Consider the following 17,866-nt stretch of genomic DNA (forward strand, 5'->3'; position numbering starts at 1 on the left):
TCATGTGGGTCTTGCCTCTCATATGTGGGTCTCCTGAGGTTGGCGTGCGCGCCTCCGCGCGGCGGAGGCTTCGAGGCCCGAGCGGCGCAGCTGGGCGCGCACGTGGCTGCCGCCGTCGGCGTCGGCCTGCGCGGGCGCCGTGCCCGAGACCGCCGCCTCGACGGTCCGGCTGAGCGCCGCCACGGTGGGGGCCTCGTAGAGGATGTGCGGGGGCAGTTCGTCCAGGCCGAAGGCCCGCCGTACGGCGGCCACGATCGCCACGCCGAGCAGCGAGTTGCCGCCGAGCTCGAAGAAGTTGTCCAGGGCGCCCACCCGGTCCAGCCGCAGCGACTCCCGCCAGATCGCGGCCGTCTTCTCCTCGGTGGGGCCGGTCGGCTCCTGGTAGGAGGTGACCAGCTCGGGCCTGGGGTGCAGGTCGCCGCCGCCCATGTCGGGCGAGGTGACGGCCTCCAGCGTGAAGCGGGAGCTGCCGCGGATGAGGGTCGGGTAGTCCTGGGTGGAGATCACGACGCGCGGCTCGCCGGAGGCCAGGGCCCGCCGGAGCGAGCGCCAGCCGTCCGCGAAGCCGATGCCGACCCTGGCCCGGTTCCGGCGGAAGAAGTCGCGCAGCTCCTCCTCGTACCCGGCCAGGCCGGCCTCCCAGGCGTTCCACGTCCACTCGCCCCAGTCGACGGCGACGACACGGCGGCCGGTGGCGGCCAGCCTGCAGGCGTAGCCGTCGAGGAAGGCGTTGGCGGCGCAGTAGTCCACCTGGCCGGGGCCGCCGCCGGTGGCGGAGGTGATGGAGGAGAACAGGACCAGGAAGTCCAGTTCGACCTCGTCCGGCTCTCCGACGCGCAGCGCCTCGGCGAGGGCCAGGGTTCCGGCGACCTTGGGGGCGAGGACGGCGTCCAGCTCCTCGGGCCGTTTGAACTGCATGAGGCCCATGCCGGGGACGCCCGCGGCGTGCAGGACGCCGTGGAGCGCGCCGAAACGGGCCAGGGCCGCGTCCACGGCGCGGCGCGCGTCGGCGGCGTCCGCCACGTCGCCGACGACGATCTCGACCTCGGCTCCCAGGTCGATCAGGTCGCGGACCTGGGCGGCGCGCCGCTTCGCGGTCTCGTCGTGGTCGCCGTCCTCCGGCGGCAGGCCGGTCCTGGCCAGGAGGACCAGTTTGGCGCGGTGCTCGCGGGCCAGGTGCTCGGCCAGGCCGAGCGCGATGCCGCCGAGGCCGCCCGTGATCAGGTAGACGCCCTCGTCGCGGAAGGGCTCGTCCTGCGGTACGGCGGGCAGCTGCTCGTAGTCCGGGAGCCAGCGGCGGCCGTTCCGCAGGGCGACCGTGCGGTCGGACTGCGGGCGGGCCAGCTCGGCGGCCAGCGCGGCCAGGTCCGCGGGCGCGGGCGCGCCCGGGAGGTCGATCAGGCGGGTGGTCACCCCCGGGTACTCCAGGGGGATCACCAGGCAGGGGCCGGTGAGGGTGGCGGCCTCGGGGCAGGTGACCTCGTTGCCGACGACCTGCTGGGTTCCGGAGACCACGACGTCCAGGGACCAGTCGGTGACGCCCGACTCCCCCGCGGCCCCGGCCAGGGCGACGAGGGTGTGGAGACCGCGGACCGTGACGTCGCCGACGCCGTCGATTCCGCCGACGTCGCCGGCGCCGTCCGGCTCCAGGGCCCACAGGTGCAGGACCCGGTCCAGGGGACGGCCCGCGGCCCTGAGGTCGCGGAGCAGGGCGCGCAGGTCGGCGACGTCGCCCGGCCTGACGGTGTGGTCGCCGTCCGGGGTGGTCGTGTACGCGTCGCCGGCGCGGACCAGGGTGACGGTGGCGCCGGTGGCCCTGAGGTTCTCGGCGACGACACCGGCCGGGCCCTCGCCCGTGAAGACCAGCCAGGAGCCGGGGCCCTCGGCGGCGGGGGCGGGGGGCGCGGTCTGACGCCAGACGGGGAGGTGGAGCCAGCGGTCCTCCGGAAGCCTGGGCAGGCTCGTGATGGCGTCGAAGATGTTGTCCGGCTCGGCCGCCGCCTCGATCGCGGGCCGGCGCGGGGCCGGGGGCTCGATCCAGTGGCGCTGCCGCTGGAAGGGATAGGTGGGCAGCGGGATCCGGCCGGGTACGGCCTCCATGGTCCGGTCGGCGGTCTCCCCCTCCCGACCGGCGGCGTCCCGGTCCTGATCGGTGACGGCCCGGGGCTGCCCGGTGCCCCGGGCCTGGCCGTTCGCCGGGCTCCTGCCGTGGTAGGCGTCCCAGTCGACGGTGACGCCGCACAGCCAGAGGCGGGCCAGGCAGTCCGCCAGCGCGAGGTCGCCCGCCCTGCCGTCGCTCGCGGCGGGCAGCGTGTGGGTGATCAGCGGCCAGCGCTCGGGCGGGCAGCCCGCGCCGCGGACCAGCGCGCCGAGCGACTGCCCGGGGCCGATCTCCACGACGGCCAGCTCGGGGTCGGCCAGCACCGTGCCGACGCCGTCGGCGAACCGGACGGTCGCGCACATGTGCCGCGCCCAGTAGCCGGGGTCGCACACGAGCGCGGCGTCGGCGACCTCGCCGGTCACGTTCGAGATGTACGGCAGGCTCGGCGCGTTCAGCCGCACGTTGGCCGCCACCCACCCGGTCAGCTCGTCGCTCAGCGGCTCCAGCATCCGCGAGTGGAAGGCGTGGGTGGTCTCCAGCGGGCGGCACGGCACCTCGGCCGCGCGCAGGTCGGCGGCCAGCCGCGTGACCGCCTCACCGGGCCCGGCGACCACCGTGACCTGGGGACCGTTGACGGCGGCGACGTCCAGGCCGCGCTCGTCCAGCCGGAAGCGGCGGCGCAGCCGGTCCACCGGGAGCGACACGGCGAGCATGGCCCCCGCGGGGAGGCCGGCGATGAGGCGGGCCCGGTGGGCGACCAGGGCCAGGGCGTCCTTCAGCGACAGGACGCCCGCCAGGGTCGCGGCGACGTACTCGCCGAGGCTGTAGCCGAGCATGAGGCGCGGGGTGACGCCCCACGAGATGAGGGTGCGGGCCAGGGCGTACTCGACGGCGAACAGCGCGGGCTGGACGACCTCGGTGCGTTCGAGCGCCGCGGCCCGGCCGCCGCTCGCGCCGCCGCGGCCGCCGGAGCCGTCACGGCCGAGCAGGGCGGCCAGGTCCGCGCCGCCGCCCCGCTCGCCCGTGAGCAGGCCGGCCAGCTCCGGCAGGTCGTCGCCGAGCAGCGCCAGACACTCGTCGAAGGCGGCGCGGAAGGCCGCTTCGTGGCGGTACAGGTCGCCGGCCAGGCCGGGGTACTGCTCGCCGACGCCGTCGAAGAGGAACGCGACCCCGCGGTCCTGGACGGTCTCGACCCGGCCCAGCAGTCCGGTCCGCTCGCCGAGCGCCTTCGCCGCCGCGGCGACGCCGTCGGTGACCAGGGCGCGGCGGTGCTCGAACGTCTTGCGTCCGGCCTGCAGCGTGTACGCCACGTCGGCCAGCCGCGTGGCCGGCTCGGCGGCCAGGTGGCGTCCGAGGCGCTCGCACGCCTGGTCCGCGGCCTCGCCGGTGCGCGCCGAGACGGGCAGGACGTGGTGGCGGTGCGCGGCCGGTTCGGCACCCTCCCTGACCGGGGGCTGCTCGACGACCATGTGGACGTTGGTGCCGCCCATGCCGAGCGAGTTGAGACCGGCGATGCGGGGGCGGTCGCCACGGGTGCGCCAGCGGGACAGCTCGGTGTTGACGTAGAACGGGCCGTCCTCGAAGTCGATCTCCGGGTTGGGGGTCGTGTAGTGGAGGCTGGGCGGGATCACGCCCTCCCGCAGCGCCAGCGACGTCTTGATCAGGCCGCTGGCCCCCGCCGCCCGGTCCAGGTGCCCCACGTTGGTCTTCACCGAGCCGATCGGGCAGTAGCCCTTCTCGCCCGTGGCGCCGAAGGCGCGGGCCAGCGCGGCCACCTCGATCGGGTCGCCCAGCTCGGTCGCGGTCCCGTGCGCCTCGACGTAGCTGATGTCGTCCCCGGTGACGCCCGCGTCGGCCATCGCGTCGGCGATCACCCTGGCCTGCCCCACGACGCTGGGGGCGGTGTAGCCCACCTTGAGCGCGCCGTCGTTGTTCATGGCCGAGCCGCGGATCACGGCCCAGATGTGGTCGCCGTCGCGGACGGCGTCCGGCAGCCGCTTGAGCAGCACCACGGCCGCGCCGTCGCCGAACATGCTGCCCTTCGCCCGCGCGTCGAACGTGCGGACGTGACCGTCGGGCGACTCCTGGCCGCCGGGGCCGTACAGGTGGCCGACCCGGTCCGGGACGCGGATGGATACGCCGCCCGCCAGGGCCAGCTCGCACTCGCCGTTGCGCAGGCTCTGCACGGCCAGGTGCGCGGCCACCAGCGACGTGGAGCAGAACGTCTGGACGGCGACGCTGGGACCGTACAGGCCGAACAGGTAGGAGACGGTCGTGGTCAGGGCGTCCTTGTCGTTGCCCATGATGACCTCGAAGTCGGTGAACTCCTGCTGGTCGCCCTCCAGGAGCCGGGCGGTCTGGCGGAGCAGGTAGGTGCTGATGTTGGAGCCGCCGTACACGCCGACCCGGCCGCGGTGCTCGGGGGCGGCGTACCCGGCCTGCTCCAGGGCCTCCCAGCACACCTCCAGGAAGGCCCGCTGCTGCGGGTCGGTGATCGCGGCCATGCGGGGGCTCATGCCGAAGAACGCCGCGTCGAAGCCGGCCACGTCGTCGAGGACGGGGCGGGCGGGCACGTACGCCGGGTCCTTCACCAGGTCGGGGGTCACCCCGGAGGCCAGCAGCTCCTCCTCGGTGAAGAAGCTGATGGACTCCACGCCGTCGCGCAGGTTCCGCCAGAACGCCCCCACGTCGGGGGCGCCGGGGAAGCGGCCCGCCATGCCGACGATCGCGATCCCGCGGTCGTCGTCCCCGGCGGGGGCCGGGGCCCGCTCCACGACCCGTGCGGGGACGGGCGCGGGCTCGGGTACGGACTCGGAGCGTTCGTCGAGGATGGCGGCCAGGGCGTGCACGGTGGACGCCTCGAACAGCGTCACGGTGGGCACCGCGACGCCGAACCGCTGCTTCACCAGCGCCAGCATCTGGATCGCCACCAGCGAGTTGCCGCCGAGGTCGAAGAAGTTGTCCCGGGTGCCGACCGGCTCCACGCCGAGCACCTCGGACCAGAGGCCGGCGAGGTCGCGCTCGGCCCGCGTGAGGGGCGGCGTGTACGGCTGGGGCAGCTCGGGGCGCGGGAACCGGTCCGCGCCGGCCGGGACCGTCGAGGCCGTCGCGGCCGTCCTCCCCGGCAGCCGGTCGTCCAGACCGCCCGCGGCCACCACCAGGGAGGGGCGCGGGGCGGCGAGCAGCCGGTCGAGGGCCGCCAGTCCCTCGGCGTCCGACATGGAGTGCGCGGCCATCGACGCGCCCAGGCCGCCCTCGATCCTGCCGAGGGTGACCGACCAGGTGTCCCAGCTCGCGGCGACCCAGGTGGGGTTGCGGTGCGCGAGCGCGGTGAGGGCGGCGTTGGCGGCGGCGTACGAGCCGAACGTGATGCCGCCGAGCAGGGCCGACGTGGAGGAGAACAGGACGCAGAAGCCGTAGGGCTCCCGGAGTTCGGCCAGCACCCGCTCCAGGACCAGGGCGCCGGTGACCTTGGCGGCGAAGTGCCTCTCCAGGGCGCCGTCGTCGAGGTCGCGGAGGGGGCGGAACGTGTCCGGCGAGGTCTCGGCGGCCAGGTGGACGACGCCGCCCAGAGGGTGGCGGCCGTTCCCGGTGACGTCGGCGATCATGGCGCGCATGGCGTCGGCGTCGGTCACGTCCACCCGCGGGGTGAGCACCTCGGCGCCGAGGTCGCGCAGGCGGGCGACCGCCCGGTGGCGGGGGTGGTCCGGGTCGGCGGGGAGGCCACGGCGGCCGGTGAGCACGATCCGGCCGGCTCCGGCCCCGGCCAGGTGCTCCGCCACGAGCAGGCCGACGTCGCCCAGGCCGCCGGTGATGAGATACGTACGGCCGGCGGTGATCACCGGCCCGGAAGCGGACTCGGGAGCGGGCTCGGGGTCGGTGTAGGCGCGGGTGAGGCGGACGCCGTCGCGGTGGGCGACGAACGTGTCGCCGCCACCGTGGCGGATCTCGGCGGCGATCGCCCGCGCCGCCTCCTCCGGGTCCGAGCCGGGGGCGAGGTCGAGGACGGAGCAGTCGAGGGTGAGGTACTCCTGATTGGCGACCATGGGCAGGGTGGCCGCGGCGGCCTGGGCGGGGTCGGGGGTCTCGCCGTCGGCCACCGCCTGCCCGCCCCGGGTCGCGACCAGGACGCGGGTGCCGTCACCGCCCTCCTCACCCCAAGCGGACAGCAGCCGGGCCAGCGGGAGGACGGCGTCGCGGCCGTCGGCGTGCCGGTCGCCGGGGCCCTCGGGGTCGCGGTCGAGCAGGCGCAGGTCCACCACGACGGCGGCGTCACCCAGGCGCCGGGCCAGAGCCACGTGCTCCTCCGCGGACCCGAGGCCGAGGGTGTGCTCACCGGCCGGTGTCCCATCGGGGGTCCCGCCGGCCGGCACGGTCACGACCTCGTTCCCGGCGGCCCGCAGGGCGCGACCCACCGCCTCGGCGGTCTCGCCCCGCTCCGCCACCAGCACGCATCGTCCCGTCGGAAGTCCCCGGGCGTCGGCGTCGGGCGAGGCCGCGAGCGGAGCCGGCGTCCAGGCGGGGGTGAGGACGCGCACGTGCGCGGAGGGCCGTTCCACGGCGGGCGCGGTGGGCGTGGAAGGGGACGTGGAGGACACGGAGGACACGGAGGACACGGAGGACACGGACGGCGCGGGAGCGGTGGGGGCAGTGGGGGCAGTGGGGGCGTCCACCCAGTAGCGGTCACGCTGGAAGGGGTAGGTGGGGAGGCCGACCTTGGCCGCGGGACGGTCCCCGCGGAAACCGGTCCAGTCGAGCGGCACGCCCGCCAGCCACAGCCGGCCCGCCGCCTCCGCGAGGACCTCCTCGGCCGGGCGGGGGTCGCCCGCGCCGGGGAGGGCGGGCACGATGAGGGGCCAGCGGCCGGGGTCGCAGTCGCGGTGGCCGCGGGCCATCACGCCCAGTGACGGCCCGGGTCCGATCTCCAGCAGCGCGGCGCCGGCGTCGTGGCCGAGCAGCGTCGCCAGCGCCTCGTCGAACCGGACGGGCGCGCACATGTGCTCGGCCCAGTACGCCGGGTCCGTCGCCTGCCCGGCCGTGACGAACTCCCCCGTGACGTTCGACACGTACGGCGTCCGCGGCGCGCGGAGCGTGACGTTGGCCGCGATCCACGCGGTGAGCCGCTCCCTGATCGGCTCCATCATGCGCGAGTGGAACGCGTGCGTCGTGGCGAGGGGACGGCACGGCACCCCGTCCGCCTCCAGCAGCTCGCGGGCGGCGTTCATGGCCGCCGGCTCGCCGGACAGCACGGTGAGCCGCGGCCCGCTGACCGCGCCCACGTCGAGCCCCGTGATCCCGGCCCGGCGCAGGCGGTCCGCGAGGTCGGGGGCGGGCAGCGGGACCGCGCTCATCGCGCCCCCGGGCAGCTCGCCGATGAGGCGGGCCCGGTGGGCGACGAGGGCGAGGGCGTCCTTCAGTGACAGCACGCCGGCCAGGGTGGCGGCGACGTACTCGCCGAGGCTGTACCCGACCATCGCCGCGGGCCGGACGCCCCACGAGATCACGAGCCTGGCCAGGGCGTACTCGACCGCGAACAGCGCGGGCTGCAGCACCTCGGTCGGGGTCGCGCCGGGGACGGCGGCGCGGCCGAACACGCCGCCGTCGCCGTCGCGGCGCGGGCCGAGCATCTCGGCGAGCGGGTCGGCGCCGCCCATGAGCCCGCGCAGCACGTCCCGGCACTCGTCCAGCACGTCGCGGAAGACCGGTTCGGTGCGGTGCAGGCCGGCCGCCATGCCCGGGTACTGCTCGCCGGTCCCGGCGATGAGGAAGGCCACGGGCCGGTCGTCGCGGTCCTCGGAACGGCCCAGGACGCCGGCCGGCTCGCGCAGCGCGGCGGCGGCCTCCTCCGTGGAGGAGGCGACGAGCACGCGGCGGTGGGCGAACACCCGGCGGCCGGTCTGGAGGGTGCGGGCCACGTCGGCCAGCCGGTGCCCGCGGCCGTCCCCGGCCAGGTGATCGGCCAGGCGGGCGGTCATGGCGTCGGCCGCCTCGGCCGTGCGGGCGGACCAGACCAGCGGCTCCGGGCGGGGCCGCTCCTCACCGGGCCGCTCCCCGGTCCCGGGCGCGGGCGGCGCCTCCTCCAGCACGACGTGCGCGTTGGTGCCGCCGATGCCGAACGCGCTCACCCCGGCCCGCCGGGTCCGGCCGTCCTCGCGCGGCCAGGGACGCAGGTCGGTGACCACGTCCAGCGCGGCCTCGCCACCGGCGAGCTGCGGATTCGGCTCGGACAGGTTGAGCGTGGGCGGGATCTCGTCGTGGCGGAGCGCCAGCGCGGCCTTGATCAGGTTCGTGACCCCGGCGGCCCGGTCGAGGTGGCCGAGGTTCGTCTTGACCGAGCCGATCAGCAGCGACCGGCCGCGGAACACCTGCTGGAGCGCGGCCAGCTCGGCGGCGTCGCCGAGCGCGGTGCCGGTGCCGTGCGCCTCCACGTAGTCGATGTCGTCGGGCGTGAGGCCGGCGGCGGCCAGCGCCTCGGCCATGACGGCGGCCTGGCCCTGCACGCCCGGCGCGGTGAACCCGACCTTGCGCCCGGCGTCGTTGTTGACCGCCCAGCCGCGGATGACGGCGTAGACCTGGTCGCCGTCGGCGAGCGCGTCCTCCAGCCGTCGCAGCGCGACCACGCCGACGCCGCTGCCCAGGGGCGCGCCGAGCCCTCCGGCGTCGAACGCGCGGCACTCGCCGTCGGGCGGCGCGATGCCGCCCTGCTGGTACAGGTAGCCCACCCGGTGCGGCACGTCGACCGCGACGCCGCCGGCCAGCGCCAGGTCGCACTCGAACCCGGCGAGGCTCGTGGCCGCCGCGCACACCGCGACGAGCGAGGTCGAGCAGTAGCTCTGCACGCCGTACGCCGGTCCGGACAGGCCGAACGCGTGGGCGACGCGCGTGGTGAGGGAGTCCTTGTCGTTGGCCAGGCCGAGCGCGAGGGCGCCCATGACCGCGCCGACGCCGCTGGGGATGAGGTTGTTCTGCATGTACGAGCTGTGCGCGCACCCGCCGAACACCCCGATCGAGCCCTCGAACCGCGCGGGGTCGCAGCCCGCGTCCTCCAGCGCCGTCCAGCTGTGCTCCAGGAACAGCCGGTGCTGCGGGTCGAGGATCTGCGCCTCCTTGGGGCCGAACCCGAAGAACGCCGCGTCGAACAGCTCGACGCCGTCGATGACCGGGGCGGCCTTGACGTACGCGGGGTCGGAGAGCACGTCCTCGGGCACCCCGGCGGCGCGCAGCTCGTCGTCGGTGAACCGGGTGATCCCGGACCGCCCCTCCCGGATGACCGACCAGAGTCCGGCGACGTCGGACGCGCCGGGGAAGCGGCCGGACATCCCGACGATCGCGATGTCGGTGCCCGGACCTTCGATGTCGTCGTTCACGTCTCGCGTCCTCTTCTCCGTTGCTCGGACGGTGGTCATTTCCGGGGGCCGGACCTCGCCCGGCGGCGCCGCTGCCCCCTCGCCGAACCGGCGGTGAGCGCCTCCCGGGCGGCGGCGCCGTCGTCGTGCAGGGCCGCGGCGAACTCGGCCACGGTCGGGTGCTCGAACAGCACCGCGGGCGGGACGGGGCGGCCGAGCCGCTTCTCGACGGCCATCACCATCGCCATGCCGAGCAGCGAGTTGCCTCCGAGGTCGAAGAACGGGTCGTGGACGCCGACCCGGTCGATGCCGAGGTAGGCCCCCCACAGCTCGGCGATCTCGGCTTCGGCGTCGGTCCTGGGCGGCGCGTAGTCGGTGCGGAGCTGCGGGCGCGCGAACCGTTCGCCCTGGGGCACGACGGTCGCGCCCCCGACCAGTTCGTCCAGGTCGAGCATGGACGTCCAGGCGCGCAGCACCTCGCGCAGCGGCTGCCGGACGGCCAGGACGTTGCCGTGGTCACCGGCCAGGATGCGGTCCAGGAACGCGCAGCCGGCGTCGTCGGGGAAGCCGTACCGGGCGCGGTAGTCGGCCACCCGGCCGGCCAGGCCGCCGCCCGCCGGCGACGTGAGTCCTTCGGACTGCCACACGTCGTGCCGCCAGGGTCCCCAGGCCACCGAGACGACGCGGGTGGAGGGGGCGACGGCGGCCAGCGCCTGGCCGTACGCGTCGAGGACGGTGTTGGCGGCGCAGTAGTCGGCCTCGCCGACACCGCCGAACGCGGTGACGGCCGAGGAGTAGAGCACCAGGACCTCGGGGCGGTCCTCGGCGGGGGTCCCGGGGCCGACCAGCTCGGTCAGCGGGCCCATGGCCAGCACCTTGGGGGCCAGCACGCGCCGCGCCTCGTCCGGGGTACGGCGCCGCACCATCCCGCTCGCCGGCAGCCCGGCGGCGTGGACCACGCCGTGGAGGCGGCCGAAGTGCTCCCGCGCCCGGCGCAGGGCGTCCCGCAGCTGTCCGGGCACGCCCGTGTCCGCCGTGAGGAGCAGCACCTCGACGCCCATGGCTTCGAGTTCGGCGACGTCCCGCAGCGTCCCGGCCGTCCTGTCGTCGCCGGGCGCGGCGCCGTCTCGGGACAGCGGGGTGCGGCCGACCAGGGCCAGGCGGCGGACGCCCGCGCGGGCCAGGTGCCGGGCGAGCGCCATGCCGAGGCCGCGGGTGCCGCCGGTGATGAGGTACGCGCCGTCCGCCCGCCAGGGCGACGACGGTTCGGGCCGGTCGGGGACGCGGGTCCAGTGGCGGACCCAGCGGCGGCCTCGGCGCACACCGGTCAGGGGGTCGGCCGCCTCGGGGGCGCCGTCCTCCTCCGGCGGCGTGAGGAGCTCGCGGGCGAGCTGGGCGGCCACGGCCGTGGCGGGGGAGTCCTCCTCGGCGTCCAGGTCCACGCCGCTCCAGGTCAGGCCGGCGTACTCGTGGCGGGCGGCCCGGCCGAGACCGTGGACGAGCGACCGGTGGGGGGCCGGCACGTCGCCGCCGAGGATCTCGGTGGCGCCCCGGCTCACGGTGAGCAGGCGGCCCGGCCGGTCGCCCAGCGCGTGCAGTGTCAGCAGGAGGCTGTCGAAGCCGTGCCCGACGGCCTCCCACAGCTCCTCGTCGCCGGGCAGCCCGTCGGCCGCGGCCAGGCTCCACAGGTGGGCCACGTGCACGGGGCCCGGAGGGAGCCCGGCGAAGACCTCGGCGTACTGCCCGGGCGAGGCCGGGTCGATGACGAGGCGGCGGCCTTCGCGCCGCGGCCCCTCCCCCGCGACGCCCGCCGTCACCTCCACCACCGGGGTCCCGGAGGCGGCGGCCAGGTCGGCGAGCGCCGATCCGGCGCCGCCGGGGTCGGCGAGGACGACGAGCGGGCCGGGGAGCGCGAGCGCGGCGGGGAGCGCGAGCGCGGCGGGGAGCGCGCCGGCGGCCGGGTCGCGCCGCCACGCGGGGACGAAGGCGTGGTCGCCGATCCCGGCGTCGCCGGGCCGTCCCGCCGCGGAGGACTCGGAGGACTCGGGAGACTCGGGGGCCGTCCGGGACGGCCGGGCGTGCCGGGCGGCGGGCTCCGGCCAGAAACGGGTGCGCTGGAACGGGTACGCCGGCAGGCTCAGCACGCGGCCGGCGCCCGGGTCGACGCGTTCCCAGCTCACCCCGGCGCCCAGCTCCCACAGCGCGCCGCAGGCGTTCAGCAGGTCGGCGTGGGCGTCGCGCGGCCCGGTGGTCGTCCAGAACGGCGGCAGCGTCCCGATGACGGCGGCCGGGCCGCCGGTCATGGTCTGGCGTACCAGACCGCCGAGGGTCTGGCCGGGGCCCAGTTCGACGAACGCGGTCACGTCCTGGTCCAGGCAGTGGCGCACGCCGTCGGCGAAGCGGACCGTGCCGACGAGCTGGTCCGCCCAGTAGGAGGTGCCGGTGGCCTGCTCGGCGGTGAGCGGGCGGCCGGTCAGGTTGGACACGACGGTGACGGCGGGGGCGTTCCGCCGGACCGTCTCCAGCACCGCGACCAGCTTCTCCCTGGCCGGCTGGAGCAGCGAGGAGTGGAAGGCGTGGGCCGAGCGCAGCGGGCGGCAGGCCAGGCCCTGGCCGGTCAGCACGGCGGTCGCCTGCTCGATCTCCGCGGGCGGGCCGCTGAGCACGGTCATGGACGGGCCGTTGAGCGCGGCCACGTCCACCTCGATCCCGGCGGCGGAGAGGGCGGCGCGGATGGGGGCCTCGGGGGCGGCCACCGCGACCATGCGTCCGGCGGGGGCCGCGTCGATGAGGTGCGCCCGCTCGATCACGACGTGCAGGGCGTCCTCCAGGGAGAACACCCCGGCCAGGCAGGCGGCGACGTACTCGCCGAGGCTGTAGCCGACGAGCAGGTCGGGGGTGACGCCCCAGTGACGGAGCAGGCGGGCCAGCGCGTACTCGACGGTGAAGAGGAAGGGGTGCGCCACCGGGGCGTGGCCGAGCGGGTCGTCGGCGGCCCGGCCGTCGTCCCCGCCGCCGTCTCCACCGCCGTCCCGGCCCAGCATGGCGGCCAGGCCGGCGGACGGGGCCGCCGGCCGCCCGGCCGCGAAGTACGGGCGCAGGTTCACCCCCGAGTGGCGTTCCACCAGGTCGGCGCACTCGTCCACGGCGGCGGCGTAGGCGGGCTCCCGAACGTACAGCTCGCGGCCGAGGCCGGCGTAGTGGTCGCCCACGCCGGGGAGGAGGAAGGCCAGGCGCGCGTGGCCGGTGACCCGCCGGCCGCCGCCGTCGGCGACGGCGCGGAGTCCGCGTACGGCGTCGCCGAGGCCGGCGCAGACGAGGGCGCGGCGGTGGTCGAGCTCGGCCCGGCCGGCCCGCAGCGTGTGGGTGAGATCGCCGAGCGCCGTGCCGGGCCGCTCCTCCAGCCAGTCCGCCAGCCTGCCGGCCTGTTCCCGCAGCGCCTCCGCGCTGCCGGCCGACACCGGCACCACCCGGGGCCGCTCCTCCCCCGCCGGGCCGGCGGAGGACGGGGCCGGGGACTCGGAGGCGGACGTGACGGGCGCGCTCCCGCCGGAAGGGGACGGGACCGGCGCGACGGCTTCCAGGACGACGTGGGCGTTGGTGCCGGAGAGGCCGAAGGAGCTGACACCGGCCAGGGCGGGGGCGTCGCGGCGGGGCAGCGGGGTGGCGGCCGTCACCGGCTGGACGGTGCCGTCGGCGGGCACGGCGGCGCCCGGGGTGGTGAGGTTGAGGGTGGGCGGGATCAGGCCGTTCTCCAGCATCAGGATCGTCTTGATGACGCCCGCGACCCCGGCGCCCGCCTGGGTGTGGCCGATGTTGGTCTTGACGGCGCCCACGCGCAGCGGCCGGCCCGGGTCACGTCCGCCGAACACGTCGTGCAGGGCCGACAGCTCGATGGCGTCCCCCAGGTGGGTGCCGGAGCCGTGCGCCTCCACGTAGTCGACGTCGTCGGGGTTCACCCCGGCCGCCGCCAGGGCGCGGGTGATGACGTCGGCCTGGGCGCGCCGGCTGGGCGCGGTGAGGCCGTTGCTGCGGCCGTCCTGATTGACCGCCGAGCCGCGCAGGACGGCCCGGATCCGCCGGCCGGCGGCGATCGCCTTCGACAGCGGTTCGAGGACGACCATGCCGCCGCCCTCGCCCATCACGTACCCGTCGGCCTGCTCGTCGAAGGTCTTGCACCGCCCGTCGGAGCACATCATCAGACCGGCGCACGCCTGGAGGTACACCGTGGGGTGCAGGGTGAGCGAGGCGCCGCCGGCGAGGGCCAGGTCGCACTCGCCCCGGCGCAGGCTCTCGGCGGCCAGGTGGATGGCGATCAGCGAGGAGGAGCAGGCGGTGTCCACGGTGAGGGTGGGCCCCATCAGGTCGAGCTGGTACGCGATGCGCCCGGCCGCCACGCTCGCCACCGCCCCCTGGCCGAGGTAGGGGTCGGAGACGACCTCGTCGCCCTGGAGTTCGAGCTGGAGCCTGCCGTACTGGAGCGTGTCCATGAAGCCGACCATGACGGCGGTGCGGCTGCCGGCCAGCCGGGACGGCGCGAGCCCGGCGTTCTCCAGTCCCTCCCAGGCGAGTTCGAGCAGCAGCCGCTGGTGCGGGTCCATGCGCAGCGCCTCGCGCGGGGACAGGCCGAAGAACTCGGCGTCCCAGCCGGTCACGTCGTCCAGGAACGCGCCGTACCTGGTGTACATGGTGCCGGGCACGCCGGGCGACGGGTCGTAGTACGCGTCGACGTCCCAGCGCGAGGGCGGCACCTCGCCCACCGCGTCGTCGCCCCGCCGAAGCAGGTCCCAGAAGTCCTCCACGGTGGCGCCGCCGGGGTAGCGGCAGGCCATACCGACGACGGCGATGGGCTCGTGACGGCGCTCCTCCAGCTCGGTGAGGCGCTGGCGGGTCTGGGCCAGATCGACGGTCACGCGCTTGAGGTATGCGCGGAGTTTTTCCTCGGTCCCCATCGGCGGAGCCTTTCCGGTCGCGGTCGTGGTCACAGTTCGTTGTCGATGAGGGCGAAGATCTCCTCGTCGGAGGCTGAATCGATCTTGTCCATCACTCCGCCGTGCGGCGCCGTGGCCGAGCCGAGCCTGGCGAGCGCGCCCTGCAGGATCGGCATGAGACGGCCGCGGATGGAGTCGGCCTCCCCGTTGGCGCTCGCCAGCGCCTGGTCGATCCGGGCGAGGGCGTCGCGGAGCGTGTCCTCGGGCGCCGCCTCCGGCGGGGCCAGGACGGTGGACAGGTACTGGGCGAGCGTGGTGATGGTGGGGTGGTCGAAGACGAGCGTGGCGGGCAGCCGCAGGCCGGTGTCGGCGTTGAGCCGGTTGCGCAGCTCGACGGCGGTCAGGGAGTCGAAGCCGAGTTCGTTGAAGGGGCGGTTCACGTCGACGCTGCCGGCGCTGCCGTGCGCGAGCACCGCGGCGACGTGGCCCTGCACGGTGTCGACGAGCAGGCGCAGCGCGTCGGGCCGGGGCAGGGCCGCCATGCGGTCGGCGAGGGTGGCGTCGCCCGTCCGTGCCGCCGAGGACGCCGCCTTCCGGGGCATGCGGACGAGGCCGCGCAGCATGGGCGGCAGGTCGCCGTTCTCGGCCCTGGTACGCAGCCCGGTGGTGTCCCAGCGGGCCGCGACCACGAGCGCGTCGTCACCGCTCAGGGCGGCGTCGAACAGCTCCAGCCCCTGGTCCGGGGCCAGCGGGGCGATCCCCGACCGCGTCAGCCGGGCCACGTCGGCCCGGCTCAGCCCGCCGGTCATCCCGGAGTCCTCGGTGTCCCACAGTCCCCAGGCCACCGACACCGCGGGAAGCCCCCGCTCACGGCGGTGCGCCGCGAGAGCGTCGAGGAAGGCGTTGGCCGCGGCGTAGTTGCCCTGCCCGGCGTTGCCCAGCACCCCGGCCAGCGACGAGAACAGCACGAACGCCGACACGGGGTGGTCGCGAGTCAGCTCGTGCAGGTGCCAGGCCGCCTCCGCCTTCGGCGCCAGCACGGTCGCCAGCCGATCCGGGGTCAGATCCCCCACCAGGGCGTCGTCCAGGACGCCGGCCGTGTGCACCACGCCGCTCAACCGGACGCCGGCCAGCACCGCGGCCAGCGCGTCGCGGTCGGCCACGTCGCAGGCGGCCACCGCCACCCGGGCTCCCAGGGCCTCCAGCTCCGCGACCAGCTCACCCGCGCCGGGGGCCCGCGGGCCGCGCCGGGAGACCAGCAGCAGATCCCGCACCCCGTGCCGGACCACCAGATGCCGGGCCGTCAACGCACCCAGGCCGCCGGTGCCGCCGGTCACCAGAACCGTCCCCTCCGCCAGCGGGACCGGCCCGGCCGCGGGACCGCGGCGGACCAGGCGGGGCACCAGGAGCCGGCCGTCCTCGACACGGACCTGCGGCTCACCGGCGGCGGCGATCCCGATCCAGTCGGCGTACCCGTCGGGGACCTCGGCCAGGAGGAAGCGGCCCGGCTGCTCGGTCTGCGCCGACCGCACCAGCCCCCACACCGCCGCACCCGCCACGTCACCGGGCCGGGTGACGAACATCAGCGGGGCGCCGTCCTCCGGGTGGGAGGTGACGGCGGTCAGGACGCGGGCGGTCAGATCCCTGACGGCGGCGGGCACGTCCGGCTCGTCGCTCACGCAGGGGACCACGACCGGCTCGGGGGCTCCGGCCGCCGGGGACGCCGCGTCCACCCAGTCCACGCCGTACCGGGCGAGGGAGGTGGGGGCGGCGGCGCGGGGCGCGGCGGCCCTCGTGCGCAGGGCGTCGATCGAGAGCACCGGGGCGCCGGTGGCGTCGGCGGCCTGCACGACGACGTCCTCGCCGGTCACGGCCAGCCGTACGCGGAGGGCCCGGGCCTCGGCGGCGTGGAGCCGTACGCCCTGGAAGGCGAACGGCAGGCGCAGTTCCCCGTCGTCACCGGCCAGCAGCAGCGGGTGGAAGGCGGCGTCGAGGAGGGCGGGGTGGATGCCGAACCCGGCCGCGTCCACGCCGTCGGGCAGGGCGACCTCCGCGTAGAGCTCCTCGCCCGCCCGCCACATCGCGCGCACGCCCTGGAAGGCGGGGCCGTACTCGTATCCCTGCTCGGCCAGGCGCTCGTAGCCGTCCGTGATCTCCACGGGGACGGCGGCGGGCGGGGGCCAGGCGGCGGCCCAGCCGTGGCCGGCGGCGGGCGCGGTCTCCCCGGCGACGGCGCCCGAGGCGTGCCGCCGCCAGGCGTCGGCGTCCGCGTGGCGGGAGAACACGGCGACGGCGCGGCGCCCCTCGGCGTCCGGCGGGTCAAGGGTGATCTGTACGGTGACCGTACCCGTCTCGGGCAGGTACAGCGGGGTCTCGATGATCAGTTCGTCGAGGCGGTCGCCGCCCGCGTGGGCGGCGGCCTCCAGCGCCAGTTCGGCGAAGGCGGCCCCGGGCAGCAGGACGCCGCCCTCCACCGCGTGGTCGGCCAGCCAGGGCGCCGTCCGGTGGGAGAGCCGGCCGGTGAGGACGTACCGGTCGTCGGCCACGGACACGACGGCGCCGAGCAGCGGGTGCCGCGAGCCGTCGACGCCCGTGCCGGCCGGGCCGACCGCCGCCAGGCCGTCGCCGAGCCAGTAGCGGTCGCGCTGGAAGGCGTAGGCGGGCGGGCTCACGGCGGGACGCGGACCGGATCCCAGGACCGTCGTCCATGACACGGACGCGCCCAGCGTCCACGCCTGGGCCAGGGAGAGGAGCATCCGGCGCGGGCCGCCCTCGTCACGGCGCAGCGACCCGCACACCCCGGCCCCGATCCCGGCGGCGTCGCAGACGTCGGTCACGTCGCCCGTCAGCACGGGATGGGGGCTGGCCTCGATGAACATCGGGCTGCCGCCGTCGCCGGCCACCCGGACCGCCTCGTCGAACAGCACCGGGCGGCACAGGTTGTCGATCCAGTACGTCTCCGTCAGGGTCGTGCCCTCGACGAACGCCGCCTCGACCGAGGAGCAGAACCGCACGTCGCCCTCGACCGGCCACACCCCGGCCAGCTCCTTCTCCAGCTCGGGGGAGAGGACGCGCATGTGCGGGGTGTGGCTGGCGTAGTCCACGGCGATCCGGCGGACCCTGACGCCCTCGTGCTCGGCGAGCTCGTCCAGGGCGGTCACGTCGCCGGCCACCACGCAGCTCCCCGGACCGGACCGGACGGCCACCCAGAGGCGGTCCCGCCACCGCGTCCCGATCAGCTCGCCGGCCTCGGCGGCGGGGAGGTCCACGGCGGCCATCCCTCCGGTGCCGGCCATCCGGGTCAGGGCCCTGCTGCGCAGCACGACCACGCGCGCCGCGTCCTCCAGGGAGAGGATCCCGGCCACGGACGCCGCGGCGATCTCGCCCTGGGACTGGCCCACGACGGCCTGGGGCTCCACCCCCGCCGCCCGCCACACCGCGGCCAACCCCACCATGACCGCCCACAACACCGGCTGGATCACCTGCGA

3 protein-coding genes are annotated in these 17,866 nt (G+C 76.4%); all 3 read right to left on the minus strand.

All coding sequences use genetic code 11. The features are described from left to right. Positions 1-18: 18 nt before the first annotated feature. The 3 genes from ACZ6W9_RS19000 to ACZ6W9_RS19010 are packed head-to-tail and all read right to left on the minus strand — an operon-like array spanning position 19 to position 17,860. The gene (locus ACZ6W9_RS19000) at positions 19-9,468 is read right to left on the minus strand and encodes a type I polyketide synthase (RefSeq protein ID WP_470118834.1); all 9,450 of its coding nucleotides are present in this window, start codon (positions 9,466-9,468) and stop codon (positions 19-21) included. Positions 9,469-9,503: 35 nt separating this feature from the next. Further along, complete coding sequence (locus tag ACZ6W9_RS19005) at positions 9,504-14,399, minus strand: SDR family NAD(P)-dependent oxidoreductase (RefSeq protein WP_470118835.1); 4,896 nt, start codon at positions 14,397-14,399, stop codon at positions 9,504-9,506. A 29-nt stretch (positions 14,400-14,428) separates the two neighbouring features. Continuing rightward, complete coding sequence (locus tag ACZ6W9_RS19010) at positions 14,429-17,860, minus strand: type I polyketide synthase (RefSeq protein WP_470118851.1); 3,432 nt, start codon at positions 17,858-17,860, stop codon at positions 14,429-14,431. Positions 17,861-17,866: the final 6 nt, after the last annotated feature.

The sequence above is a fragment of the Streptosporangium sp. NPDC053982 genome (genome assembly GCF_055585205.1).

What these genes read in the sequence shown, in the direction of transcription:
- ACZ6W9_RS19005 (WP_470118835.1), bottom strand. Translation starts at nt 14,399, where the DNA reads ATGGGGACCGAGGAAAAACTCCGCGCATACCTCAAGCGCGTGACCGTC.